Raw genomic sequence first — 26,416 nt, forward strand, 5'->3', positions numbered from 1 at the left:
CATTACTCCACCTCTAAAATCATTGCTGCACCTAAACCACCAGCGGCACAAGCTGTTGCCAAACCAGTACCACCGCCACGACGTTTAAGTTCACGACACACTTGAGTAATCAAGCGAGTGCCAGTGGCTGCAAATGGGTGACCATAGGCTAACGAACCACCTAATACGTTAAACTTGCTCATATCGATTTCGCCAATTGCGCGGTTGCGCCCTAGCTTTTCTTCAGCAAACTTTTTAGACCCAAACATTTGCATGTTAGCGAGTGTTTGTGCAGCAAATGCTTCATGCATTTCTATTAAGGTTAGATCTTCTAATTCCATACCCGCACGCTTAAGCGCTAATGGTGTAGCATAAGACGGGCCCATTAGCATGTCTTGCCACACATCAATGGCAGTAAAGGCATAACTCTTAATGTAGCCTATCGGTTGATAACCTAAGGCTTTGGCACGGCCTTCGCTCATTAAAATAATCGCCGATGCACCATCGGTTAATGGCGTACTGTTTGCGGCTGTCACTGTGCCGTGCTTGCGGTCAAACGCAGGACGTAATTTGGCATAAGACTCAAGCACCGAGTTTTCACGGATGTTATTGTCGCGGTCGATAAACTGCTTATAAGGTGGAATGTGCGCTGTCATCACTTCTTGTTGAAGCACGCCAGAATTCCATGTTTCTGTTGCTAAAGTGTGTGAACGATGGGCTAATGCATCTTGATCTGCACGGCTAATATTGTATGTTTTAGCCATTTGTTCAGCCGTTTGCCCCATAGATAAACCGGTTGAATATTCTGCTACCGCTGGCGGTACTGGCATTAAATCTTTTAAGCCTAAACGACGTGCAATTGCGAACTTTTGCTTAAAGGTACGTGCTTTATTAAGGTCGACCAATGCGTGAGCTAATTTTTTCGACACGCCAATGGGTAATACAGACGATGAATCTGATCCACCCGCTAAACCAATTTCAATATTTCCGGTCATAATTGACTCAGCTACGTTGACCGCAGACTGGAAACTCGTCGCACAGGCGCGGGTTACTGAATACGCATCCGTTGACACATTCATGCCTGTACCTAATACGATTTCACGGGCAATATTTGGCGCTGCAGGCATTTGAACAACCTGGCCATACACTAATTGTTCAATAAGTTGAGGGTCTATTTCAGAGCGAGACAGCAACTCATTTACCACCATTTTGCCCATATCCAACGCAGAAACACCATGGAAAGCAGTAGCTTGTTTAGCAAATGGAGTTCGTAAACCGGCAACAATCGCAATGCGTTCGCCCCGGGCATTCGTTACCTGTTGTCTATCACTCATATGTCACCCTCTATTATTGTTAGCTCATCAAGGCAGAGCCGATAAGTATTCTATTATTGCCAGATTATCTGGTCAGACCATCAAAGTGTGACCTGATTCTAACTTTTTATTGAATAGTTTTAAACAGGCGTTTACAACTATCTGATTCATTAATAGTTAAAATATGTTAATCCTACTAGCCAAAAACCCATAGAATTCATAACATAGGCTTCAATAACCCCAATGCCAACTAAATAAATTGAGTACAGCTATGCCGTTAAGTCGTTTCCACTCACTGCGCACCTATTTAGATACTGTTGTGTTAGGTCAGCCCGTATTAACCGAAAACCTATTAATTGCACTTATCGCCAATGGCCATTTATTAGTTGAAGGCCCTCCGGGTTTAGCAAAAACCCGTGCAGTTAAAGCGCTTTGTGACGGGGTTGAAGGTGAATTTCACCGTATTCAATTTACGCCAGATTTATTGCCGGCCGATTTAACAGGCACCGATATTTATCGTCAACAAACCGGGACATTCGAATTTGAAGCAGGGCCGATTTTCCATAATCTAATTTTAGCTGATGAAATCAACCGTGCACCGGCAAAAGTGCAATCAGCACTATTAGAAGCGATGGCCGAAGGCCAGGTCACTGTAGGAAAAAACAGTTACCCACTGCCACCTCTCTTTTTGGTTATGGCGACGCAAAACCCATTAGAAAATGAAGGCACCTACCCGCTACCTGAAGCGCAGCTTGACCGTTTTTTAATGCACTTAAATCTTGATTACCCCAGTGCAGAAACTGAGTGTCAAATTTTAAGGCAATCACGTAAAGAAGCACAAACACATCAACTGCCAACCATTGACCCAGTTGCTCAAGCAGATGTATTTGCCGCCCGCGATCAAGCATTAGAGATTTATTTAGCCGATCCGCTAGAGCAATACATCGTTGAAATTATTATGGCAACCCGTCAGCCAGCACGTTACAGCGCCGAGTTAGCCAAATGGTTAGAATATGGCGTAAGCCCGCGTGCAACCATTTCATTAGAGCGCTGTGCTCGTGCCCGTGCCTGGTTACACGACCGTGACTTTGTGTCCCCTGAAGACATTCAAGCCGTCGCGCCTAACGTGCTTCGCCATCGTTTGTTATTGAGCTATCAAGCACAAGCAGAAGGTGTAACAGCCGATCAGGTTATCAACCATATTCTTAGCCAAGTTGCCGTACCTTAAAGGCGAAGTTGCATGTTGATATTAGTAAGTGTAATAGCGCTATGATGCACGATACGCAGTCATTACCGCTTTATAGCGATGGTGTGAACCTCACCGAGCAAGAACTTATTGCCTGCCAAAGTTTGTCGCGGGCAATACCTGATCGTCAATCGCGGGCAAAAGCAGCCTTGTCAGGACATCGCAGTAGCCTAATTAAAGGTCGCGGTATGGAGTTTGCTGAAGTACGTCATTACCAAAATGGCGATGACGTACGCACAATTGACTGGCGCGTCACTGCGCGTACTGGTGTGGCACACACCAAATTGTTTGTAGAAGAGCGCGAACGTCCTATTCTGCTGCTTATAGATTTAAGCCACAGTGCTTACTTTGGCTCGCAACTGCTACTGCAATCTGTGCAAATTGCTCACCTTGCCACTACGCTTGGCTGGAATGCAATCAATCATGGTGATCGATTAGGCGCACTGATTGCCAGTGAGTCGACTCATTTAGAGCTTAAACCTCGCAGTCGTCGCCAGGGCATCTTGCAGTTAACCTCAGGGTTAATTGACGTTCATCAACAACAGTTAAATCAAATAAATCAACTCGTGTCTGATCCTGAGCACATGTTTAAAGCTTGCCAGCGATTACAGCGTATTGCGAAACCGGGTTCATTGATTTGGATTATTAGTGACGGCCAACATATTAATCAACAGTGTTTAGCCCCGCTTACAGAGCTATCTCGTCACTGTGATATTGGCGCATTTGTGGTTACCGATCCACTGAGACAAGGCACATTAGCCTTACCCAAACAGTTCACCTTACCGGTGCGCGATGGCCAACAACAGTTAACCTTAACTCGCCAAAGTTATGAAGCATGGTTAGCCAATCAGCAGTCACAACAACAGCAATTTATTAACCTAATGAATTTGATTAAAGTACAACCTAGATTAATTGATGCCGCTAAACCACTCAGTGCCCAATTGGATATTTTACGTTAAATGACAACCTCAAATTCGCCAATGCCGCCAATAACTGCCGATGCTGGTGTATCGCCATTGGCACAATTGCAAGACATCAAATTCCCCGATCCGATTAGCTCAATGCCAATCGCACCGGGTTATTGGATTGTTGCCGCATTCATTATCGTCATCGCGATTTGGCTTGGTTATCAACTGTATAAAAAATACCAATACCATGCGCCAAGACGGCAGGCTCTTGCCATGCTGAATCAATACGACATTAACGACGATGGCTTTGCCGCACAGGTCAACAGCCTGCTTAAACGTACTGCCATGACTTATTTGCCACGAGAAAATCTAGCCAAACTCAATGGCCAACCATGGTTTGATTGGTTAGATACTCGCCTGCCTGGCAAACAACAGCAAATAATAGGGCACTTACTGGTTAAGCGGCACCAGGCCAGTGGCCTAACGTTTGACGAAAAACAGCAATTGGCGTCACTTGCAAAAGCATGGCTTAGCAATAAACAGGCTTTTAGTGATGCTTCGTTAACACAGCACAATAATGTGCAGGAGGCCTAATGTTAGCTTTATATTGGCCATGGTTATTGTTGCTACTGCCTTTACCACTATTGATAAAACAAACCAAAACCACTGATGTCGGTGGACACTTACATATACCCGGTATTGCGACAACTACCACGGTGACTCATACCCATAAAAATAAACAAAGTCGAAAACGCTACTGGTTAATGTGGGCCTTGTTAGTCATTGCCATCGCCAGACCTCAATGGTTAGGCGAGCCCATTGAGTTGCCATCAAAAGGCCGCGATTTAATGATGGCCGTTGACTTATCGGGCAGTATGCAAATTGAAGACATGGTGATTAATGGCCAAACCGTTAATCGTTTTACCTTAATTCAGCACGTACTCAGTGACTTTATTAAGCGTCGTAAAGGCGACCGGCTCGGGCTTATCTTGTTTGCAGACCATGCTTATTTGCAAGCACCCTTAACCCTAGATAGACGCTCAGTAGCAACCTTTTTAGACGATGCCCAAATTGGCCTGGTGGGCAAACAAACCGCCATAGGCGAAGCCATCGCTCTGGCGGTAAAACGCTTTGATCAAGTCGATGAGAGTAACCGCGTATTAATTTTATTAACCGACGGCTCAAATAACGCCGGTAATATTGAACCTGAAGTGGCCGCGCAAATTGCCGCTAAGCGTAACATCACTATTTACACTATTGGTGTCGGTGCTGAAGTACTAGAACGCCGCACCATATTTGGTAAAGAGCGCATTAATCCCTCAATGGATTTAGATGAAACGCAATTGAAAAAATTAGCCGAAATGACCAATGGTTATTATTTCAGAGCCCGCAACAGTGAAGAATTAGACAGTATTTATCAACAAATTGATAAGCTTGAGCCCGTCAGTCGCGACCAACTCAGTTATCGCCCTAAAAGTGAATTGTTCTATTGGCCTTTATTATTGTCATTGCTCATCAGTTTACTGATTGTGTTACAACAGCAATGGCCAACGGTTTTTGCGCCTAAAAGTGTGACCAAGGAGGCAAACTGATAATGGTGCATTTTATTCGACCTGAGTGGTTATTTACCTTATTGCCTGTGGCTTTAATCAGTTTATTATTTTGGCGCAGACACAGCCAACAATCGGCATGGAAACAATACATCGCGCCGCATTTAAGTCAGCTGCTTATCACACAAACGGCAGACAATAAAAGTCAGCCTAAGTGGTTATTAATAGCGTGTTGGATTATCGCGGTTATTGCCTTAGCTGGACCGGCTGTTAATAAACAAAACTTGCCGGTGTTTGCCACCGAACAAGGCCGAGTGTTGATCATGGACATGTCTTTGTCGATGTACGCTACCGATTTAAGCCCTAACCGTTTGTCCTATGCGCGCTTTAGAGCCACTGACTTACTCGCAGAGTTAAAAGAAGGTGAAACCGGCCTTATTGCCTACGCTGGTGATGCATATACCATCAGCCCTTTAACCCGCGACACGGCAACCATTCTTAATTTATTACCGACGCTGTCGCCAGAGATTATGCCGACAAAAGGGTCTAGCCTCGCCTCAGCCCTGACACTTGCCGAAAAGCTACTGGCACAAGGCGGTCATGTGCGTGGTGATATTATTTTAATGACAGATGGGGTATCAGATACTCAATTCAATCAAGCGGCCAAAGCATTAAAAGATAGTCGCTATCGTTTATCTATTATGGCATTTGGTAGCCAACAAGGTGCGCCAATCCGCTTAGGTGATGGCCAGTTACTGCGCGACAGTAGCAACGAAGTAGTGGTGGCTAAAACAGACTACGGTTTATTGCAAAAGTTAGCTCAACAACATCAAGGGATTTTAGTGCCCGCACAAACTGACGGCAGCGATATCATCACGCTCACCGACTGGTTAGCTATTGATGGCGATGCTACCGAAACAGAGCTTGCCGGTGAATCTTGGCAAGATTTAGGCCCTTATTTAGCCATGTTACTGGTATTACCTATGTTGATTAGTTTTCGTCAAGGCTTAATGACAATAGTATTAAATCCACTCTTTTTACTTGGCGCTTTAATGGGGCTAAACGCGGTAACTAGCCAACCTGCACACGCATCGCTTTGGCAAGATTTATGGCAAACTCAAGATCAACAAGCACAATCAGCGTTTGAACAAGGCGACTTCATCCAAGCGGCTGACACCTTTAAAGACCCACAATGGCAGGCATCGGCTCATTACAAAGCTGGTGATTATCAGCAAGCCCTAGAAGGTTTTGAGCAAGATAACAGTGCCAATGGTTTATATAATCAGGGTAATGCATTAATGCAACTAAGCGACTACCAAGAAGCCATTAAGCGTTATCAGCAAGCTATTGAATTACAATCGCCCTTTACTGAAGCACAGAAAAACCTTGAGTTAGCAAAACAGTTGCTCGACCAACAAAAACAAGAGCAATCGTCTAATCAAGATCAATCTGGCGAAGGTGAACAATCAAACGATTCAAACTCAGATCAATCTAACCAAAATAATTCATCATCTTCTGAGCAATCACAATCTGATGAGGCCGGTAATCAACAAGATGGGCAGCAATCAGACAATAATCAACAAAGCGATGCTGACAATCAACAACAGCAATCGCCGCAAAATGATGCAAGTGAGCAGACTAATGACTCACAAAGCAATCAATCACAAAACAGTGATCAACAAAACAATGATCCACAAAAAAATGCTTCCGATGATTCGCAACAAGATAGCCAAAAACAGTCAGGCTCTGAACAACAAGCGGATAATGAGCAACAGTCTAATGACAATAACCCAGCGTCAGATGAGCAATCTGCTGCCGACAGCGCGCAAAATGATCAACAGTCACAACAAACAGGCCAACAGCCTAGCGACAGTGAACCATTAAGTAACGAAGCCAGCATGCAAGCTGCAACAGAAGCCGCCGAAGAACAAGCTAACCAGCAACAGCAGCAAATGAGTGCGAACGCAGCGCCGACAGAAAAGCCACCAGAAACATCTTCTGAAGTGATTTCTGCATCGCAAGTGAATCCAAATGATTTACCTGCAGATATGCAACGGGCATTACGGGCCATAAACGAAGATCCACAAGTGCTCATTCGCAACAAAATGCAGCTTGAATATCAAAAACGTCGTCAAAATAGTCAACCGTTAAAGGATAATGAACAGTGGTAATCAGAACTCTATTTAGCTTATTGCTATTTATCATTGCCTCACCCGCTTTTGCGCTTAGCCAGGTACAAGCCACCGTCGATAAAAACCCCGTGTCAGAAGGCGAATATTTTGTGCTTGATATCGTCGCCGATGACGATCTTAATGCCGGCGCACTCGACACATCAGTGCTACTTGATGATTTTATTGTTGGTAGAACCAGCGTCGGTCGCAGCACTAAAATGGTTAACTTTGACACCACGCGTGAAACCCGCTGGCAAGTCTTATTGTCGCCAAAAACTACCGGGACTGTCATCATCCCAGCATTTAATATTAAAGATGTCAGCTCAACACCCATTGCCTTAAAAGTGATGCCATCAGGTACATCAGCAGATGAAGTACAAAATGTCTTCATAAAAGTACAAACCAATGCTTCTGAAGCCTATGTGGGCCAATTAATCACATACAAAGTTAAATTGTATCTGGCTGTAGAGCTACAGCGCGGCGTATTAAGTGCCCCCGCCGTTGAAGGCGCTCAAATTAAACAAATTGGCGAAGACAAAGACGGCAGTGAAATACTCGACGGACGCCGCTTTAGAGTCATTGAACGCACCTACGGCATTATTGCCGATCTGCCTGGCGAGCTTGTCATCAATGGCGCAAGCTTTTCCGGTGATGTCTTAGTTGAAGCGCAGCGTCGTGGTGGCATGTTTGGCTTTAATGAAAGCCGACCAATGCAAACAGAAGCCGAGCGTGAAGTGATTCAAATCAACTCAACACCACCCAGTTATCAAGGTAAATGGCTGGTGAGCGACATCGCTATGTTAAAAGAAACATGGCCAGAAGATGTCACTGAATTTGAGGTCGGTAGCCCAATTACCCGCACCATTAGCCTCATTGCCTCTAATACCGACGACACCAGCCTGCCCGACATTGATATCCCGCTAGCGGAAGGATTAAAAGCATATCCAGAAAAACCGCTTAGACAAACTTTTGTGCGTGACAATCAAGTTGTGTCGCAATACAGCCTAACAACCGCCATTGTGCCAACAAAGCCAGGGAAGTATGTGCTGCCTGAAATTCGTGTGCCATGGTGGAATCCACACCTTAAAAAGCAACAGTTTGCCACCTTGCCACAACGCACCATCACAGTGATTGGCAGTAGTGCAAACACCACCGACATTCCCGCAGCAGATAGCTTTAGCCCAACCACAAACAGTGAGTACTGGCCCATCATCAGCGCAGTGTTTGCGGTGTTATGGTTAATTACACTCGTGTTATGGCGCAGAGCGGTGGCAGCAAGTTACTCGATCAATCCTGATGCAAGCTTTAAACAGGTTAACACTCCACGAAAAACAGCTACCACAGGCTTAAACGCGATTATTCATGCATGTGACAGAAACGACAGCAGCGCAGCCATTAAAGCGGTACAGGCCTATTTTAGTGAACGCTGTGGTACCTCAATGACCTTAACCCAAATCAGCGAATTATCACCGGCTTTAGCCGTTGCCATTAATAAATTGCAGGCAGATAAATACAGCCGCCAGCCTCAAGCGATGGATAAAAAATCATTAATGGATGCCATTTTGGCCTACAAAGAACAGTCTCATCCCCACTCAGCATCGCTTATTGCCGATCTCAATCCATAATCAGCGATTCGTTCTTTCACCTCAGCGCCAGTAAAAGCGGTAAAGCACTCACCAAGGTGCTGAGGTGATTTATCTTGCTATTGCCGCTCGGGCTTTTTAAGCTATTGAACATGTTTAACTAAAAAAAGTTAAAAAATGTTCGGATCCCTACGAAAGAAAAAGACAGATGTCGCGGTCTTATCTGACATGGTAACAAAACAACGACGATACGATAGCCTTGTCAGGGCACTTCACACCGACATTTTCCGTTATGCTTTTTGGCTATGCGGAGATAAACATGTTGCAGAAGATATCACTCAAGAAACGTTCTTAAGGGCGTGGCGATCTTTGGACTCTTTAAAAGATGATAAAGCCGCAAAAGCCTGGCTCATTACCATTTTAAGACGGGAAAATGCCAGACGTTTTGAGCGTAAACAATTTGACTACAGTGATGTTGAGCAAGAGTTACTTGAAGATGTTTTTTCGTCAAGTAATGAAGATCAAACAGAACAATATTGGCTTCGTCGCCAAATAGGTAAGCTCGATATCGAATACCGAGAACCTTTGTTATTGCAACTGATTGGTGGATTTAGTGGCGATGAAATTGCCGACATGCTCGAATTGAACCGCAACACGGTCATGACGCGCTTATTCAGAGCTAGAAACCAATTAAAAGAAGCATTAGAAGCACCAGAGGTAAGAGGTCAATCAAATGGATGATCTACAATTTCGTCGTCAAGCATATGGCGATCCAAACAATCAATCCGACGAGTTTTTAGCACACCTTGCTGAAAATGAAGACGATGCTAAATTTGTCAAAGACCTAAAAGCATTTGACCAAAAATTGACTCAGGCATTGGCTATTGATGTACCTGAAGGGCTGGCTGATAAATTATTATTACGACAGCAATTAAGCCAACATCAGCAGACCAAAAAGCGTGGCCGTTATATGATGGCCATGGCAGCATCGGTTGCCTTTGTAGTGGGCGTCAGCTTTAGTATGTTACGGTTTACCCCAGTGAATTTATCTGAGAACTCATTAGCCCACGTTCACCATGAAACCAAAGCATTAGTGATGGAACAGGACATAGGCTTTAATGATGTTAATTTTAAACTGGCTAGCCTAAAAGGCTTAAGCGACTCTAAATTCATCAAACAACCGGGACGAGTGTTTTACACCTCATATTGTGATTTCCAAGGGGTAAAATCACTGCACTTGGTGATGGCTGATGAATTAGGTAATAAAGTCACTTTATTTATTGTGCCTGCTGAAAGTCGCATGGTATTAGAAGAAGCCTTTGCAGACAATCAATACAAAGGACAAAGCTTTCAAACAGCAAATGCCTATATGGTTCTTGTTGGCGAGCCTGCATCTGACTTAGATTTTGTCAAAAAAGAAGTCGAAAACACCTTTATTTAACACTGAAGTTGTATCACTCAAAATCCGCTATTCCATTGAATAGCGGATTTTTTTGATCATGAATAAATCAAAGTGTGAACAAGATCAAACTTCTGCTAGGATTGCGGCCATAAAAATAACTCTCTGGACGATATATGGAAATTCAAACACCAATCATCATTACATTTGTTGGATATCTCGCTTTAATGATGGGCATAGGCTACTGGGCTTATCGTAAAACTGACACGGTAGACGACTATATACTTGGCGGCAGGAAAATGGGCCCGGCCGTAACAGCACTGAGTGTGGGTGCTTCTGACATGTCAGGCTGGCTATTACTAGGCTTACCTGGCGCGGTCTATCTCAGCGGTTTAGGCGAAGCATGGATTGGCTTTGGGTTAATTTTTGGTGCATGGCTAAACTGGTTATTTGTCGCCAAGCGCTTACGTATTTACACCCAAATGGCTGATAACGCCCTCACATTGCCAGACTTTTTCGAAAATCGCTTTAACGACAACCATGGTTTATTAAGAGTCGTGTCTGCTGTGACCATTTTAGTGTTTTTCACATTTTATGCTTCTTCAGGCATGGTAGGTGGCGCAATATTGTTTGAAAAAGTCTTCGGTCTGGATTATACCGTCGCGCTGGTTATCGGCTCGTTCATTATTGTGTCATACACGTTCGTGGGTGGTTTTTTTGCCGTAAGTTGGACTGACTTTTTTCAAGGTTGCTTGATGTTAATAGCCTTACTGATTGTTCCGGTAACTATCTTTAGTCAACCCGAAACTCAAGTGAGTTTTGAACAAATAGACCCTGCGATGCTGTCATTTATTAACGACAACACCACGGTTTTGGGCTTAGTGTCTTTATTGGCTTGGGGCTTAGGTTATTTTGGGCAACCACATATTTTGTCGCGCTTTATGGCCATTGGTAATCCAAATGATTTAGTGCTGTCTCGTCGTATTGCCATGAGTTGGATGATGTTCTCGTTAGTAGGTGCCTTGGCCACAGGTATAGCAGGCAGTTTGTACTTTGCCGCTGAGCCATTAGAAAACGCTGAAACGGTCTTTATTAACTTAGCACATGTTGCCTTTAACCCATGGATTGGTGGCTTACTGATCGCCGCCATTTTATCGGCCATTATGAGCACTATCGACTCACAACTATTGGTTTGTTCAAGTGTGATAACCGAGGACTTTTACCTTAAGTGGTTGCGCCCTAAAGCCAGTGATAAAGAGTTAATGCTGGTAGGACGCTTTGGTGTTATTGCAATTGCCCTCGTGGCTGGCATTGTGGCCTTAAACCCTGACAGCAGTGTGCTAGGGTTAGTGAGCTACGCTTGGGCTGGTTTTGGCGCAGCATTTGGGCCGGTGGTCTTATTGTCATTGTTTTGGCGTGGCTATAGCCGCAATGGTGCAGTATTAACCATTCTTGTTGGAGCGATCACCGTGGTGGTATGGAAGCAGCTTACCGGTGGTTTATTTGATTTATATGAAATCGTTCCGGGCTTTTTACTAGCGACATTAGTTGGCGTTGTGGTGAGCAAACTGTCACCGCCTGCCCCTAAAACAATGGCCGATTTTGATAACTTTAATGCTGCGTTAAAATCATAATTTACTATCGACTTTGCGCTTAATTAATCATTAGCGCTTAATCCACCATTCGCATTTGGATAACACAATCTCGCCCTGAGGTTGTGTTATATCAATCAGCAAGAATAAGTGCCCCCCCTTTTCAAACAGGCTTATTTACCCTCTTGTTTTTTAACGTTTATCTTACATTTTGTTCAAATGAATATTTTTTAATTAATGTATTTCTTAAAAATGTGAGCAAAGCATATTTACATATACTGCCATGCTATCAAACACCTATGACACAGCCACAAAGCATAATTAACTTAATATTAACAATAACTAACATCTGGTCGGAGTTGTTAGCTGCATACCACTTACCTAAGATGCCCCAGACTTTACGCTGTGAGTGGTCCAACAAGTTAATTTTTTGTACGTCACAGTAATAATAAATGGGAAATAATAATGAATAAGTTCAACAAGACTCTTCTTGCTTCAGCAGTATTACTTGCTAGCACTCAAGCTTCTGCAGCAGGCTTTCAACTTAATAGCCAATCAGCAACAGGCATTGGCCGTGCAATGGCAGGCGACGCTGTCATTGCCGACAACGCCTCTGTGTTATCACGTAACCCAGCAGCAATGGCATTATTTGATAACACCTCATTATCTTTAGGTGCTGTGTATGCCGATATCGATGTGTCAGTGTCAGATGTAACGGGCTCATACGGCGGCCAGGCTGTGGACTATGGCAGCGAGCACGATGCTGCAGACTCAAAAGTCATCCCTAATTTTTATTACATTAACCCAATCGATGATAAATGGGCCTTTGGTGTCGCTGCATTTAGTAACTATGGTACAGGTACAGATTTAACGGCATTAGCAGACAGAACGCCTACCGTTGGCGGTAATGCAGTGCCATTACCAACACCGGTAGACTTACTGGGTAACACCGAAGTGGTTACCATTAACTTAAATACCAGCGTGTCATACCGTATTAATGAGCAGTGGAGCTTAGGTTTAGGCCTTGATGCCGTGTATGGCAGTGGTACATTAACCCGTACCACAGAAAACCCACAAATTGGCAGTATTGTTGACGTTGAAGCCGATGGTTGGGCATTAGGCGGTATCGCCGGTGTTGTGTATGAAATGAATGCAAATAACCGTTTTGGCCTAAGTTACCGTTTAAGCCCAACATTAACGGCTAAAGGCGATGTTAATTATGCTTATTCAGAATATAACGAAATTGATATCCCAATTGCAGATATTGCTCAGTTTGCCGGTTTCCACCAGCTAACCAACGATTTTGCAGTGCATTACACTGCGCAATGGACCAACTGGAGCAAGTTTGATCGTATAGAAGTGATCGACGGCGACAACGGTGTTTCGCAAACAGACTTAAAAGAATACCACTGGAAAGACTCGTGGTTCTTAAGTTTAGGCGCGACCTACAACCTTACAGAGGATTGGACATTACGAGCAGGTATTGCGACCGATGAAGGTGTGGTTGATCAGCACTCATCACTGTCAATTCCAGACTCTGATCGCACCTGGTATACCGCTGGTGTCAGTTATGATTTGACCAATCAATCTAGCGTTGATTTTGGCATTGCATTTGTTCGCGGTGAAGATGTCACCGTATTAGAAAACAGCGCAATCCTGCCAATGGCACCTGGATTAGACAGCGAGATTTCAGCACAAACTCGCTCAAATGCAGTGTATTACTCAGTGCAGTACAACTACAGTTTTTAAGCCTGTCGGCATGTTAAATGCCTAACAAGCCGCTGTGGTAGCACTAATAGGGGTTGCCACTTCTGATCTATCCAACTAAACCGCCTTGCTCTGGGCGGTTTTTTTATGCCTAAAAGTACTAATATATAAATTTTTCTAATGCATCTATTGCGTAAAAAACCAAAGTCCATTAGAATTTTCTTATAGACTTTATATAGGTGCTACCATTATGTCTCGCTTACTCACATCATTCTCGCTTGTTGGTGCTATATGCACTGTTATTTCTTTTCCGATATTCGCGGCATCTGAGGCGTTTGATACGGTAACAATTCAATATTCTTCTCATGCTCAGCCACGCGTATTTGACGCTAAAGTCGAAGCCATTAAAGCGGCTACAGTATCAGCACAAACTTCTGGCCGAATTATTAATATCCATTACGACGTGAATGATTTAGTGCCTCAAGGCGCTGCATTACTTGAAATTACCAATAAAGAACAAGGTGCAGAGCTTGCAGGAGCAGAAGCAGAACTCGCAAAAGCCGAAGCGGTAAACAGTGAAGCTCAAGCTCAATACACACGTTATAAAGAATTATTTCCAAAAGGTGCCATATCAAAAGGGGCAATGGACGAGGCCACTGCAAAAGCAAAATCATCCGCACAAGCGGTAAGCAGTGCTAAAGCACAACTGATTAAAGCCAAAGAAAGCGTAAATTACACGATTGTCAGTGCGCCTTTTAGTGGCCGCGTGACCCAGCGTTTTGTCGAACAAGGCGAAACCATTTCATACGGTCAGGCACTGTTTTCTGGTTACGACACTCAACATCTCAGAGTGGTGTTTCAAGTATCACAGCAAGATTTACCCAGCATTCAACAGCTTGAAAATATTAGTATTCAACTCGGCAACGGTCAGGTCATTACCGCTAACGATATCAACCCATTTAATTTTGCCGACCCGCTCACTCACAGCCATGCTGTACGCGTCAATTTTATCAACCCAAACGACACCGACAACCTTGTTGGGCAATGGGTAAAAGTCGTGTTTGAGCAAACGAGTCAACCAAGCTTAATGGTGCCAATATCTGCGATTCATCAGGTGGGTGATCTCACCTCTGTATACCGTAAAAACGGTGACAAAATTGTACTCAGCCAAGTACGATTAGGCTTTATTGATAGCGCTAAGCAACAAGCACAAGTTTTATCGGGTTTGATGCCATCGGATGAGATCATCATCGACGCGGCGCAATATGTCATTAATGCCAATGCAGCCAAGGTGAAGGAGTAATTTATGACACCTTCAGAGCGTTCATCTCGTTTAGGTATTTCAGGAAAAATCGCCAGTGCGTTTCAGCACAGTGCTATTACGCCTCTTTTAGCAATATTAGGATTATTACTGGGTATTTTTGCCGTCATCATCACTCCTAAGGAAGAAGAGCCGCAAATCGATGTGACCTTTGCCGATGTATTCATTCCTTATCCAGGCGCAACCCCAACCGAAGTTGAAAACCAAGTTACCCTTCCGGCTGAACAAATTATCTCTGAAATTAAAGGCATTGATACCCTGTACTCATTTTCACAACCTGACGGGGCATTAATTATTGCGATTTTTGATGTCGGCGTGCCGCGAGATGAAGCCGTAGTTAACCTCTACAACCAGTTATATTCCAATAGTGATAAATTTAATTATGCCGCCGGTATTGGTGAGCCGTTAATCAAGCCTCGTGGTATCGATGACGTGCCGATTGTCGGACTAACCTTATGGTCGAAAGACCCTAACATGACAGCGGAGCAGCTAACCTCGGTAGCGTCTGTGCTAGAAACAGAGCTTAAACGGATCCCTGGCACCCGCGAAATATACAGCCAGGGCCAACATGAGTTAGTGTTAAATGTGCGCTTAGACCCCATCAAGATGAACAGTTATGGCATCACATTTACCGACATCAGCAGCGCCTTACAAGACAATAATCAGACCTCTGTATTAGGGTCTATGACGCAATATAATCAAGAAATAAAACTGAAAACCGGCGAGTTTCTGCGCAATGTCGACGATGTAAAGAATTTATTAATCAAGGTCAATCAAGCATCCACAACTGGCGCTGCTGGCGTAGTGTATTTGGCAGATATTGCCGACATTCAATTACAAAGCGACATTCCTAAACAAAGTGTATGGCATGTTAATCAACAAGGCAGTTACCCCGCGGTAACCATTGCTATCGGTAAACAAGCTGGCCAAAATGCCGTCGATATTGCCAATGCAGTGTTGGCCAAAGTTGAGGCGGTCAATAATGTGCTAATCCCCGATAATGTTGAGGTGGCTATCTCACGTAACTACGGTCAAACCGCCGGTGATAAGTCCAACACGCTTATTTTTAAACTGATATTTGCGACCTCTGCTGTGGTGCTATTAGTGCTGTTCACTATGGGAGTGCGCGAGTCCGCAGTGGTGGGTATTGCCATTATCATTACCCTCGCTATCACCTTGTTTGCCTCGTGGGCATGGGGATTTACCTTAAACCGCATCTCGTTATTTGCGCTTATCTTTTCCATTGGTATTTTGGTCGACGATGCCATTGTGGTAGTTGAGAATATTCACCGTCATATGGCGCTCAGTAATAAATCCATCAGCGAGCTTATTCCGCATGCTGTCGATGAAGTGGGTGGCCCCACTATCCTAGCAACGTTCACTGTTATCGCGGCGTTATTACCCATGGCGTTTGTGTCAGGCTTGATGGGGCCTTACATGAGCCCTATTCCTATTAATGCTAGTATGGGTATGCTGATATCATTGTTAATTGCTTTTATCATGACCCCCTGGTTAAGCAGTCACCTGCTCAAACCTCATAAACACCATAGCAATGATGATCATAATACCGAACAAGAAACGGCACTTACCCGCTTTTTTACAACGTTAATGAGTCCATTTTTAATTGGTGAACATGCCTCTAAAGCCCGTAAAGGATTAATGCTTGTCATCACGTTGCTTATTGCATTTGCCGTGGCGTTACCGGTATTTCAAGCGGTAGTGCTCAAAATGCTGCCGTTTGATAATAAGTCTGAGTTTCAAGTGATGGTTGATATGCCTGAGGGCACGCCTGTTGAGCAAACTCAGCGGGTACTACAAGATTTAAGTCAATACCTGACAACCGTTGAAGAAATTGAGCATATTCAGCTTTACGCTGGTACTCATGCACCAATGAATTTTAACGGTTTGGTAAGACATTACTTTTTACGCAGCAGCCAAGAGCTAGGCGATATTCAAGTCAATTTGGTGGATAAAAAACACCGCGATCGCGACAGTCACACTATTGCATCATCAGTACGTGAACCCTTACAACGTATTGCCTTGCAATATAACGCCAACGTAAAAATTGTTGAAGTGCCACCTGGTCCACCGGTGTGGTCCCCCATTGTGGCCGAAGTGTATGCTCCAACCACACAATTACGAGAGCAAGCCGCCAATGACTTATTACAGCGGTTTAAAAATACTGATTATGTTGTCGACATGGATATCTTTTTACCCGCTCAACAACAGCAATGGCAAGTCGTGATAGACCGCAGTAAAGCGCGCTTACTTGGCGTGTCTTACAGCAGTATTATCGATGCGATTAACAGTGCTGTTAATGGCAATGATGCCAGTTATTTGCACATCCCTGAACGTAAACACCCGACGCCAATTCGCTTGCAAGTCGATGAAGCTGCAAAAGTAGATTTACAGCAAGTACTGCAATTGCGGGTGGCAAGTCAAAACGGCGCTCAAATTGCCCTTACCGAACTGGTTACAGTTAAACAACGCACCATTGATGCCCCTATTGTTCACAAAAACATGGTCCCGATGATTATGGTTGTTGCTGATATGGCTGGCCCAACGGGTAGTCCATTATATGGGATGTTTGACATGGTGAGCCAAATTAACCATGAAACAGAACAAGGCGAGCTTAACTACCCTATCGAGCAACATTTAGTTAACCAGCCAGATGGCTTAACTGACGTGGCCATTTTATGGGATGGCGAATGGAAAATCACCTACGAAACCTTCAGAGATATGGGCATTGCTTATGCCGTGGGCATGATTGCGATTTACTTACTGGTCGTAGGACAATTTAAGTCTTATATCGTCCCCTTAGTGATTATGGCTCCTATTCCATTAACCATTATTGGTGTTATGCCGGGCCATGCATTATTAGGGGCGCAATTTACCGCACCATCAATGATTGGCATGATTGCACTGGCTGGGATTATTGTTCGAAACTCGATATTACTGGTCGATTTTATCAACCAGCAAACCGCTGCTGGCGTGCCGTTTGAGCAAGCGGTCATCCACTCAGGTGCTGTGAGAGCCAAACCGATTATGTTAACCGCGATGGCAGCCATTATTGGTGCACTATTTATTATCGACGACCCTATTTTTAACGGGTTAGCGATAAGCTTAATTTTCGGAATTTTTATCTCAACCATTTTGACGCTAATTGTGATTCCAGTACTGTATTTTTCAGTGATGAAATCAAAAATGGCAGCAAAAATTACTCAGTAGTTATCATGTTATTGGGCATTACGCCCATAGGAGCTCAATATGTCTTTAGAAAGAAGTATTATGGCCTTTGCTGGCTTTATGATTTTGTTGTCTTTAGTGCTTATGGCAACGGTTAGTCAACATTTTATCTGGCTTACTGTGTTTGTTGGCGCTAACCTATTTCAAAGTGCATTTACCGGCTTTTGTCCTGCAGCGATGATAATGAAAAAGATGGGCATTAAAACGGCAGCGGAAATAGCCTTAAACAAATAACCTCAGTGAAGGTAAACTAACCTCAACTCAGGATTAATAACAAGGAACCTTGTGTTGAAAAAATTTATTCTGATGACAATAAAATCATTATTAACCGTATGGTTTGTGGCTGGGGTCTGCTTCGCAACCCCAGTGATGGCAAAAGAGCAACAACCCGATATCGCATGGCAAAAAATCAATGCTAATGCGACGCTAATTGATGTGCGTACTCCAGAGGAGTTTGCCGCAGGTCATATTAAAGGCGCGATTAATATTCCGTTTGACACCATAGTGCCGCAATTAGCCAAACTTAACCTTAGTAAAGATACTGAAGTCGTGCTGTATTGTCGCAGCGGTCGTCGTAGCAGCATTGCTCAAGCATCATTAATCGAACATGGATATCACAATACATACGATGCAGGCGGTTTGAATACACTGATGTCAACGCGTTAAATTTTTACCAAACACATCAGCTTAATACCTAAATAACCTGAGTTCAGGATAATAAACGCCTTTCAAACAGTCCTTTGCCCTGCTAACTGCGTTGAATCGACTTACAATAGGCTAACTATTGACGCGTCAATTCGCCTTGTTAGTAGAACAAATGACAAGCTTGAAAGTGAGGGTGGGTAACATTTTGATTTTAAATAGCATAAGTTCATCCCTTATCCCAAGCTCAGGTTAAATAGATACTCAAAATACTTTTCTTGAGTATCAAATCCGCAAATCCCCCCTAAAAAAACCAAGCTAAAGTCATTATTTTTTTAGCCGCATAACCCTTACTTAATCGCCGCAATAATCTAAAGCGCTTTCATCATAAAAAACGCTACACACCGCAGTAATTGAACAAAAAAAAATCGCAAACAAGAAGAATATTAATTCATTTTTATCTAATATAAATTCAAAATCAACATGTTATAACACTTGTTCAAATAACTCACCGTTAACATTTTATTTACATTCTGTTAAATTTTGATTACATTTTATTCCGTTAAGCAAACATAGCTTATCGATAAAACATAATTAGAAAGACCATATTTAACCCTGATAACATGGAAGATAAAATGAAAAAAAATCAACATAACGCTGTCGTGCTTAGCATGACAGCATTGGCGTTAGCCATCTCAACTCAAGTCAATGCCGCACCAAGCCCGTTAACTCTTTCTTTAACAAATCAACAAATTGAGCAGCAGTCCCCCTTGCCTAAGCGTTATATCGTTAAATTTAGAAACGACAATGCTGCGCAAGTGATGAGTGATATTGCACTAAGTCAAAGCGTTAACGATATTACTGATGCCAGTAGTATGGACTATCAACCTCGTACCAATGAAGTCTTCAGCCAGCTAAGAGCGCTTAACAGTGTTAAAGCACGAGAAATGAAACGAATTGGTCGAAGCAATAGTTATTCAACCAAGCTCGACAGCACGTCGATTAGAGCATTGCGTCTGCGTCAAGATGTCGAGTACGTAGAAGAAGATTTACCGCGTCGCTTATTAGCTGAAACCACCCCGTGGGGGCAAACTTATGTCGGCGCGACAGTATTGAGTGACAGCCAAGCAGGAAACCGTACCATTTGTATTATTGATTCGGGTTACGATCGCAGTCACAACGACCTAAGCGGCAATAATGTCACGGGGACCAATAACTCAGGTACCGGCAACTGGTATCAGCCAGGCAATAATAATGCCCACGGTACGCACGTTGCGGGCACCATAGCGGCGATTGCCAACAATGAAGGCGTGGTGGGTGTTATGCCAAACCAAAATGCCAATATTCATGTAGTTAAGGTGTTTAACGAAGCTGGATGGGGTTATTCTTCTTCACTTGTTGCGGCTATCGATACCTGTGTTAATTCAGGAGGCGCAGATGTGGTCACCATGAGTTTAGGCGGCAGCGGCTCAACCACCACTGAGCGTAATGCATTAAATACCCATTTCAATAATGGCGTATTACTGATTGCTGCTGCAGGTAACGCCGGTGACAGCAGTTACAGTTACCCTGCATCGTATGACAGCGTGATGTCTGTTGCTGCGGTAGACAGCAATCGCGACCATGCTGCTTTTTCGCAATATACCGATCAAGTTGAAATTTCTGGCCCGGGTGAAGCTATTTTATCGACCGTGACTGTCGGCGAAGGCCGCACTGCAGATATCACTATTGCTGGCCAATCTTACTTTAATAATGGTGTTGTTCCGCATAACCGCTTAACGCCATCTGGCAGTAGCTATGCCTCAGCACCCATTAACGCAAGTGCGACCGCAACATTGGCAGAATGTAGCGTCAATGGCACAAGCTTTAATTGTGGCAGCATGAGCAATAAAATTTGTTTGGTGGAGCGTGTAGGTAATCAAGGCGCTAGCTACCCAGAAATCAATGCCGTTAAAGCGTGTAAAACCGCAGGTGCAAAAGGCATTATTGTTTACAGTAACACCGCATTGCCTGGCTTACAGAATCCCTTTTTGGTTGATGCAAACAGTGAAATTACAGTGCCATCTATGTCTGTTGACCGTGCAACAGGTTTAGCGCTACGCGCTAAAATTGGCCAATCGGTTACGGTATCAAACTTGGGCAACCAAGATTACGAATACTATAACGGCACGTCAATGGCGACTCCGCATGTGTCTGGCGTTGCAACATTAGTGTGGAGTTATCACCCAGAATGTAGCGCGACTCAGATCCGTGCAGCGTTAAATGCAACGGCAGATGACTTAAATGTGGCTGGCCGCGATAACAAAACTGGCTTTGGTATGGTCAATGCTACTGCTGCAAAAGCTTATCTAGATGAATCATGTACTGGCCCAACCGATCCGGGCACCGGCTCAGGTGATAACGAGCTTGAAAAAGGGGTAGTTAAAACCGGTTTAGCTGGCGCAAAAAATGATGAACTTTATTATTCGCTTGATGTACCTGCTGGGGCAACAAATCTAAGCTTTACCATGAGTGGTGGTACAGGTGATGCTGACATGTATGTGCAGTACGGCGCTTCGCCAACAACGAGCAGTTACGATTGTCGTCCGTGGAAAAGCGGTAATGCAGAGTCGTGCCCTATTGCTACGGCGCAATCAGGAACCTATTATGTGATGGTTCAAGGTTACAGTGCCTTTAGCGGCGTAAGCTTAGTGGCTAATTATACTGCGGCAAGTTCTGGCAGTGGTACGGGCGGCCCAGCAACTTACACCAATACCAACAACTATAACATTCCAGACAACAACACCACGGGGATCACTAGCCCTATTACAGTAAGCCGTACGGGTAATTCTGGAACCGTGTCAGTATCGGTGGGGGTTATCCACACCTATATTGGTGATTTAAAAATCCAACTGATAAGTCCAACAGGCCAAACCGCGGTATTGCATAACAATACCGGTGGCGGAACCGACAATATTACTCAAACGTACAGCGCAAACATGACAGGCGTTGAGTCCAGTGGTGTATGGACACTCAAAGCAGTTGATAACGCTAACCGAGATACGGGTTATATTGATACGTGGAGCTTAAGCTTTCAATAACAGTCATTGTTAAAATAAAAATAGCCACATTTTGTGGCTATTTTTTTGTTCTGCGATGGCAAAATATTAAAAGTGCGGTTGCAAAGTATTGAGCACTGCAGGTTGCTGAATTTTACTGATCACATCAAAAATCGCTGCAAATGAGTTCGGAGTACTGACATCGACCGCTAATTTTAATCTGCGAGCAATATCATTAGCCGATAGCACACCACGAATAGCATGATTTTTTCTGTCTAACACTAAGCAATGCTGCTGGCCTGCTGATTTCAATGTTTCTATTACATCGCCAATTCTGGCATAGCTTAAATCGTCATAATCGATGGCTTTTAACTGATCTTTGGCAATCATAAAGTCGGTGACGTTAAGCTGTTGACGTTGGTGCCCTTCTGCGACGCGTTTTAATATCTCTTGGTTATGTAACGATTCAAAGCTTATCAAACCAACAAATTCATTTTTATGATTGACCACTAATTTAAGACGTACATGAGACTTTTGCATCAGGCTTTCAACTTCTACAGCAGAGGCATTAGATTCAATCACTAACGGGGTCACTTTCTTAAAGTCTGTGAAGATATTGACAGCAGAAGAAAGGATTGAGATATCTTCGTGTGCTTCCGGAGAGGTTAACTCGTCAATTTTCTCTACTGGGTATAATGCTAATTTTTTCACAATAACATCCTTAATCTACTACCATTACAAAACGAAAAGCACTATTAAAATCAGATACTTGAATTTAAACCGTGCTTAAGATCTGATTTGATTATCTGCCTGTGATTTTATAAGTACAATAGCATTTTAGATTAAACTTTATTCATTATTGATAAATTAAGGTTTAATTCACACTTTAATGGTAAACGAAGTGGTAGAGCGCACAGCAAAAAGACATATCGTCATGATATTAGCTCTTATTAAGCAAAAGCCTAACCTGCTAGCATTCATATTTTGCAACCCTGTACCCAGTAAGATAATAAAATGAGGTTACCCACTGGTCATAAAACGTCTCTGTACCATGAATAGCGACATTGTTGATAAACCCAAACATCATTAACGTCGCTATCATATAGGGGCTGACTTATTTGAGCTTTTCAGGTTCAACCATAACGCTATTGTCCTTGTCTGACAGCCACACCTGCCCTTCACTGATACTGACTTGAAGCGCCATATTACGAGTGACAAAGACCTCGAGTTGCTTAACGGCTTCTTCAGGAAAGTTAACCACCGACAAGTTTTCATAACGACTTAAAGCCTGTTGGTTTTGTTGCCACCAAATAGGTACACTGCGTCCGCCATAGGTATATAAAATCACCTGCTTAGCTCGGCCACTGGCTTTACGTAACCACTTTTCATCAGCCTGGCCAAACTCAACCCACAAGTTAATTTCATCGCTTAAACTTTTGTCCCATAATTCGGCTTCGTCATCGACACATAACCCTTTGCTAAACGCTAATGACTCCGATGCATTTAATGCAAAAGCTAGCAATCGAACCATCATCCGGGTATCGGTTTCTGAAGGGTGCTGAGCAAGTGTAATAGCATGATCAGCATAATAATGACGATCCATATCAGCAATTTGAAGTGCAACTTTGTATACGGTAGCTTTGGCGGCCATTAGACAATCTCAATAGGCATAAAAAAGCCGAGTCTACTACAAACTAGACTCGGCGTGTTAGTTGCTACAGCTGATATGAGTTATAACGCCCCCGGACGTAAATGTTTTGCCATCGGAAAATAAGCAATCAACTGAGCCACTTTGTCTGGGCTGGCAACAATTAGCATACGCTCGCCTTGCTCATAATGATCCGCGATCTCACTCAACTTAGGAATTGAGGTTCTATTTGCATCTCGGCGCAACAACTCATTGGTATCGCTATCAACGGCTTCATCACTAAAAATCACATCGAGTTTTTGCAGTAATGGCATTGCAGCTATCGGTAACAAGTTTGCCGGAGTGTGCTCGGTCAACAATAAAATTTCACCTTGTCGACTCATCTCTTGAAAAGCATCTGCGTAACGCTGCTCAGTGAGATTATCGAACTTGTCTTGATTACTGTTAAAGAAGCGTTCCCAAAAGAGTCGGCGGTCTTTACCGTCGGCAAGGGTTTGTTGAACCTCTTCGCGTTTACTGGCCACAAAGTCAAATAATGGGGCCAAAGATGTTGGCAGCATGGTTTCTAAACGTGAGCGGATAGTCCGAGCAAATACTGGCGCAGCACCCGCGGTGCTAATCGCAACCACTAAGCGGCCACGGTCGACAATTGAAGGGGTTATAAAGCGACAATACGATGGATTATCGACCACATTGACCCAGATACCACGTTCATTGGCTAAGTCAGCAAAATCCATATTAAGCTGCTCATTTGCTGTGGCTAAATAGACGATATCCACATTTGCGATATCAGCATCTGTCACTGCACGACGTGATAACGTAATTCGTCCTTTTGCATGGTAGGCCTCAATATCGTTAGCCACATCTGGTGCAATAACATGAATAATGGCATCTGTACGCGATAATAAATCGAGCTTTCTCGTTGCCACCTCACCTGCGCCAACAAGCAACACACGTAAACCTTGAGTATCAACAAACAGTGGAAAATATTGCATTTAAATCTCAGTCTTGAACAATAGGGAATTGATGTTGGATCCAGGCTCGATAACCCCCAACCATAGAAGCAACTTGGGTGTAGCCCATCAATTGCAGATTATAAGCTGCCAATGCAGCACGCTGGCCTGCACCGCAGTAGAGCAAGATAGCTGTATTTTTATCGGGAAAACGGTGCTCAATATCACGTTCAATAATACCGCGACTTACATGCCTGGCATTAGGTAAATGCCCCTGCAACCATTCATTGTCTTCACGCACATCGATTAATTGCCATTGATCTTGTTGTTGGTACTGCTCGATAGTCACTAACGTAACATGGGGCATAACGGATTCAACTAACCGAGCAAATGCAGGAGAGGCTTGCATAACGAGTCCTTAAAGAGATAACGCCACTTGAGACAATGGCACCTACATACGTCAAAACCATAACAAAGGTTTATTCAATAGCTTAAGAAAATAACATTTTTACTGCGTTATCGACTTGTTATGTAGAATAACTACACCTCTAAGTCTTTGCCGCGCAGTTGTAAATGTGAGTAATGGTCAACAATTCGCTGCAAAAACAACCTTGAAAGATCAACAGACCCTAGCTAGATTTATCTGTGTATTTTAGTGAATGTTACGCAATATCAGTTAACTCCCCATAAAAGAATGGTAAGAGGATTAACATCAGTTAACTGATATAGCTTATGAGTGTATACCCAATCACAGTCACTTACCTGGCAATAACGTCAACATTTATGGTATTAGTTATGTGTTTCACTTTTTTGCGCGCTGCACTGCCAGCATAATTCAAAGCTGCCTTCGTTCATTTCATGGCACTGAACACATTGCCATTGGGGTTGTTCTATTTCTAAACCGTCAAGTAACGCTTGTGCAGCGGGTAATTGGGTGTTCATTACCCATAATTCGACAGTCTGCATTTCGATAGGAAGGCCACCCACGCCACCTATCAGCGCTTCACCTTTAAGATCAACTTCAATGCCACTGGTTTCCAGTAGCCCTTTCCATGTGTGAGCCTGTAACAGATTGCCACCGGCCAATAATACTTTTCGTTGTTCCATGCGTTATCCTACTGCATTGCTCTGCTGGCAAATTTGTTTCATCCTACTTCCTCAACGAAAATCTGTCGAGTACTATAAATTGGACATTTCTGTTAAACAATGATTACCATAAGTTTATCGATAACATAGAACAGAGCTCGTGTTCAAAGGACTCAATATGACCAAGGTTGTCTTAAAAGGCGTTTTTCAAATCACCCAATGGGATGAAACCACATACGCAGAGCATGACGATGGAAGCAAGCAAACGATTGCAAATATAAAACAAAGCTACTCGGGAGACATAACCGGCTCAGCGGAGATCCGTTATGTGATGTCACATCAACAAGATGCAACTGCGGTATTTACCGGTTTAGAAGAACTGACGGTTACAACACCAGAAATCACAGGCCGGATCATATTTCAGCATAATGGAACATTTATCGCAGGCGTAGCTCACAGCCAATTTACTGTTATTGAAGGTTCCGGTACACAACATCTGACGGAATATATTGGTCAAGGTGAGTTTACCTCAACCGAAAATGGTCAAGCTGAATATGTGATAACGTTTAATTTACCTTAATGCCGCATTAACCACTGCATAGCGTTCGCGTTATATCACGCAAAAACACGCTATAAAATGAGATTATTGTCGCCATGCTTATTTGTCAGTAAAAAGTATTGCTCTACGCATAGATAATGACTTTATTTCAAAGTGAGAATCTTGAGCACTTGAACGTAATGGCGCAAAGCGGTGTATCAATGGCTTAGACGTAGGATTTAAATAGATGCCTCATTATGAGTAGCAAGTTTATATCTTAATTAAAGCCTGAACGCTGGCCCACCTTAATGTTGAGTTAATGTCTCGATTTGAAGCTAACTCATTGTTGACTTGTATAAATAAAAATATTTCCGGTCTCAACCATACTGGCTAAATAATCAATAAAAAGCCACAGACTCAATTGTGAAACGTTAACATTTACTCTACACTCATAAATTCATCACAAACGGGATACCATACTTAATCACCCGTCTAA

The 26,416-nt window shown here is 43.4% G+C and carries 22 protein-coding genes; 16 read left to right on the forward strand and 6 right to left on the reverse strand.

The window, feature by feature from the left end; translation table 11 throughout:
- Positions 1-2 precede the first annotated feature (2 nt).
- The gene (gene fadI / locus GQA99_RS16105) at positions 3-1,313 is read right to left on the reverse strand and encodes an acetyl-CoA C-acyltransferase FadI (RefSeq protein ID WP_160055581.1); all 1,311 of its coding nucleotides are present in this window, start codon (positions 1,311-1,313) and stop codon (positions 3-5) included.
- 250 nt (positions 1,314-1,563) lie between these two features.
- Here fadI and GQA99_RS16110 point away from each other — a divergent pair, with 250 nt between their 5' ends.
- From GQA99_RS16110 to GQA99_RS16180, 15 genes are all read left to right on the forward strand, one after another.
- Positions 1,564-2,520, forward strand: coding sequence for an AAA family ATPase (locus GQA99_RS16110; RefSeq protein WP_160055582.1), 957 nt, complete (start codon positions 1,564-1,566; stop codon positions 2,518-2,520).
- A gap of 41 nt (positions 2,521-2,561) precedes the next feature.
- Positions 2,562-3,497, forward strand: coding sequence for a DUF58 domain-containing protein (locus GQA99_RS16115; RefSeq protein ID WP_160055583.1), 936 nt, complete (start codon positions 2,562-2,564; stop codon positions 3,495-3,497).
- Positions 3,498-4,040, forward strand: a complete 543-nt coding sequence (locus tag GQA99_RS16120) for a DUF4381 domain-containing protein (RefSeq protein ID WP_160055584.1) — start codon at positions 3,498-3,500, stop codon at positions 4,038-4,040.
- Entirely contained in the window at positions 4,040-5,038 is a 999-nt protein-coding gene (locus GQA99_RS16125; RefSeq protein WP_160055585.1) for a vWA domain-containing protein, read from the forward strand. The genes GQA99_RS16120 and GQA99_RS16125 overlap by 1 nt, the downstream gene beginning before the upstream one ends.
- Positions 5,038-7,167 carry a VWA domain-containing protein gene (locus tag GQA99_RS16130; RefSeq protein ID WP_170293564.1) on the forward strand — a complete coding sequence of 710 codons (2,130 nt, stop codon included), beginning with the start codon at positions 5,038-5,040 and terminating at the stop codon, positions 7,165-7,167. Before GQA99_RS16125 ends, GQA99_RS16130 begins: the two co-directional genes overlap by 1 nt.
- Positions 7,161-8,792 (forward strand): BatD family protein, encoded by a 1,632-nt coding sequence (locus GQA99_RS16135; RefSeq protein ID WP_160055592.1) that lies wholly within the window; start codon positions 7,161-7,163, stop codon positions 8,790-8,792. Before GQA99_RS16130 ends, GQA99_RS16135 begins: the two co-directional genes overlap by 7 nt.
- Before the next feature lie 135 nt (positions 8,793-8,927).
- Positions 8,928-9,491: a sigma-70 family RNA polymerase sigma factor gene (locus GQA99_RS16140; protein WP_160055594.1), complete on the forward strand. Its 564-nt coding sequence runs from the start codon at positions 8,928-8,930 to the stop codon at positions 9,489-9,491.
- Positions 9,484-10,191: a DUF3379 domain-containing protein gene (locus GQA99_RS16145; protein WP_160055596.1), complete on the forward strand. Its 708-nt coding sequence runs from the start codon at positions 9,484-9,486 to the stop codon at positions 10,189-10,191. The genes GQA99_RS16140 and GQA99_RS16145 overlap by 8 nt, the downstream gene beginning before the upstream one ends.
- Before the next feature lie 134 nt (positions 10,192-10,325).
- A complete protein-coding gene (gene putP, locus GQA99_RS16150) occupies positions 10,326-11,783 on the forward strand; it encodes a sodium/proline symporter PutP (protein WP_160055598.1) in 1,458 nt (485 codons plus the stop codon).
- A 423-nt stretch (positions 11,784-12,206) separates the two neighbouring features.
- Positions 12,207-13,490 (forward strand): OmpP1/FadL family transporter, encoded by a 1,284-nt coding sequence (locus GQA99_RS16155; protein WP_160055600.1) that lies wholly within the window; start codon positions 12,207-12,209, stop codon positions 13,488-13,490.
- Between the two features lie 208 nt (positions 13,491-13,698).
- Positions 13,699-14,751 (forward strand): efflux RND transporter periplasmic adaptor subunit, encoded by a 1,053-nt coding sequence (locus tag GQA99_RS16160; RefSeq protein WP_160055602.1) that lies wholly within the window; start codon positions 13,699-13,701, stop codon positions 14,749-14,751.
- 3 nt (positions 14,752-14,754) lie between these two features.
- Positions 14,755-17,997 carry an efflux RND transporter permease subunit gene (locus tag GQA99_RS16165; RefSeq protein ID WP_160055604.1) on the forward strand — a complete coding sequence of 1,081 codons (3,243 nt, stop codon included), beginning with the start codon at positions 14,755-14,757 and terminating at the stop codon, positions 17,995-17,997.
- A 39-nt stretch (positions 17,998-18,036) separates the two neighbouring features.
- Positions 18,037-18,249 carry a YgaP family membrane protein gene (locus tag GQA99_RS16170; protein ID WP_160055606.1) on the forward strand — a complete coding sequence of 71 codons (213 nt, stop codon included), beginning with the start codon at positions 18,037-18,039 and terminating at the stop codon, positions 18,247-18,249.
- 51 nt (positions 18,250-18,300) lie between these two features.
- The gene (locus tag GQA99_RS16175) at positions 18,301-18,681 is read left to right on the forward strand and encodes a rhodanese-like domain-containing protein (protein ID WP_160055608.1); all 381 of its coding nucleotides are present in this window, start codon (positions 18,301-18,303) and stop codon (positions 18,679-18,681) included.
- Positions 18,682-19,292: 611 nt separating this feature from the next.
- Entirely contained in the window at positions 19,293-21,737 is a 2,445-nt protein-coding gene (locus GQA99_RS16180) for a S8 family serine peptidase (protein WP_160055610.1), read from the forward strand.
- Between the two features lie 66 nt (positions 21,738-21,803).
- On the opposite strand, the gene GQA99_RS16185 is transcribed toward GQA99_RS16180, so the two are convergent.
- The 5 genes from GQA99_RS16185 to GQA99_RS16205 form a co-directional block, all read right to left on the reverse strand.
- Positions 21,804-22,406 (reverse strand): CBS domain-containing protein, encoded by a 603-nt coding sequence (locus GQA99_RS16185; protein ID WP_170293562.1) that lies wholly within the window; start codon positions 22,404-22,406, stop codon positions 21,804-21,806.
- A gap of 403 nt (positions 22,407-22,809) precedes the next feature.
- Complete coding sequence (locus tag GQA99_RS16190) at positions 22,810-23,346, reverse strand: YaeQ family protein (RefSeq protein ID WP_160055612.1); 537 nt, start codon at positions 23,344-23,346, stop codon at positions 22,810-22,812.
- 80 nt (positions 23,347-23,426) lie between these two features.
- Complete coding sequence (locus tag GQA99_RS16195; RefSeq protein WP_160055614.1) at positions 23,427-24,338, reverse strand: precorrin-2 dehydrogenase/sirohydrochlorin ferrochelatase family protein; 912 nt, start codon at positions 24,336-24,338, stop codon at positions 23,427-23,429.
- 7 nt (positions 24,339-24,345) lie between these two features.
- Positions 24,346-24,705: a rhodanese-like domain-containing protein gene (locus GQA99_RS16200; protein ID WP_160055616.1), complete on the reverse strand. Its 360-nt coding sequence runs from the start codon at positions 24,703-24,705 to the stop codon at positions 24,346-24,348.
- 380 nt (positions 24,706-25,085) lie between these two features.
- Complete coding sequence (locus GQA99_RS16205; RefSeq protein WP_160055618.1) at positions 25,086-25,403, reverse strand: putative signal transducing protein; 318 nt, start codon at positions 25,401-25,403, stop codon at positions 25,086-25,088.
- Positions 25,404-25,560: 157 nt separating this feature from the next.
- Between GQA99_RS16205 and GQA99_RS16210 the strand changes: the two genes are divergently transcribed.
- Positions 25,561-25,962, forward strand: coding sequence for a DUF3224 domain-containing protein (locus GQA99_RS16210; RefSeq protein ID WP_160055620.1), 402 nt, complete (start codon positions 25,561-25,563; stop codon positions 25,960-25,962).
- The last annotated feature ends 454 nt before the right edge of the window (positions 25,963-26,416 follow it).

The sequence above is a fragment of the Shewanella litoralis genome (genome assembly GCF_009828585.1).
Lineage (GTDB): Bacteria > Pseudomonadota > Gammaproteobacteria > Enterobacterales > Shewanellaceae > Shewanella > Shewanella litoralis.

What these genes read in the sequence shown, in the direction of transcription:
- GQA99_RS16155 (WP_160055600.1), top strand. Translation starts at nt 12,207, where the DNA reads ATGAATAAGTTCAACAAGACTCTTCTTGCTTCAGCAGTATTACTTGCT.
- GQA99_RS16160 (WP_160055602.1), top strand. Translation starts at nt 13,699, where the DNA reads ATGTCTCGCTTACTCACATCATTCTCGCTTGTTGGTGCTATATGCACT.
- GQA99_RS16190 (WP_160055612.1), bottom strand. Translation starts at nt 23,346, where the DNA reads ATGGCCGCCAAAGCTACCGTATACAAAGTTGCACTTCAAATTGCTGAT.
- GQA99_RS16210 (WP_160055620.1), top strand. Translation starts at nt 25,561, where the DNA reads ATGACCAAGGTTGTCTTAAAAGGCGTTTTTCAAATCACCCAATGGGAT.
- GQA99_RS16115 (WP_160055583.1), top strand. Translation starts at nt 2,562, where the DNA reads ATGATGCACGATACGCAGTCATTACCGCTTTATAGCGATGGTGTGAAC.
- GQA99_RS16165 (WP_160055604.1), top strand. Translation starts at nt 14,755, where the DNA reads ATGACACCTTCAGAGCGTTCATCTCGTTTAGGTATTTCAGGAAAAATC.
- GQA99_RS16125 (WP_160055585.1), top strand. Translation starts at nt 4,040, where the DNA reads ATGTTAGCTTTATATTGGCCATGGTTATTGTTGCTACTGCCTTTACCA.
- GQA99_RS16110 (WP_160055582.1), top strand. Translation starts at nt 1,564, where the DNA reads ATGCCGTTAAGTCGTTTCCACTCACTGCGCACCTATTTAGATACTGTT.
- putP (WP_160055598.1), top strand. Translation starts at nt 10,326, where the DNA reads ATGGAAATTCAAACACCAATCATCATTACATTTGTTGGATATCTCGCT.
- GQA99_RS16145 (WP_160055596.1), top strand. Translation starts at nt 9,484, where the DNA reads ATGGATGATCTACAATTTCGTCGTCAAGCATATGGCGATCCAAACAAT.
- GQA99_RS16120 (WP_160055584.1), top strand. Translation starts at nt 3,498, where the DNA reads ATGACAACCTCAAATTCGCCAATGCCGCCAATAACTGCCGATGCTGGT.
- GQA99_RS16200 (WP_160055616.1), bottom strand. Translation starts at nt 24,705, where the DNA reads ATGCAAGCCTCTCCTGCATTTGCTCGGTTAGTTGAATCCGTTATGCCC.
- GQA99_RS16195 (WP_160055614.1), bottom strand. Translation starts at nt 24,338, where the DNA reads ATGCAATATTTTCCACTGTTTGTTGATACTCAAGGTTTACGTGTGTTG.
- GQA99_RS16180 (WP_160055610.1), top strand. Translation starts at nt 19,293, where the DNA reads ATGAAAAAAAATCAACATAACGCTGTCGTGCTTAGCATGACAGCATTG.
- GQA99_RS16170 (WP_160055606.1), top strand. Translation starts at nt 18,037, where the DNA reads ATGTCTTTAGAAAGAAGTATTATGGCCTTTGCTGGCTTTATGATTTTG.
- fadI (WP_160055581.1), bottom strand. Translation starts at nt 1,313, where the DNA reads ATGAGTGATAGACAACAGGTAACGAATGCCCGGGGCGAACGCATTGCG.
- GQA99_RS16205 (WP_160055618.1), bottom strand. Translation starts at nt 25,403, where the DNA reads ATGGAACAACGAAAAGTATTATTGGCCGGTGGCAATCTGTTACAGGCT.
- GQA99_RS16140 (WP_160055594.1), top strand. Translation starts at nt 8,928, where the DNA reads ATGTTCGGATCCCTACGAAAGAAAAAGACAGATGTCGCGGTCTTATCT.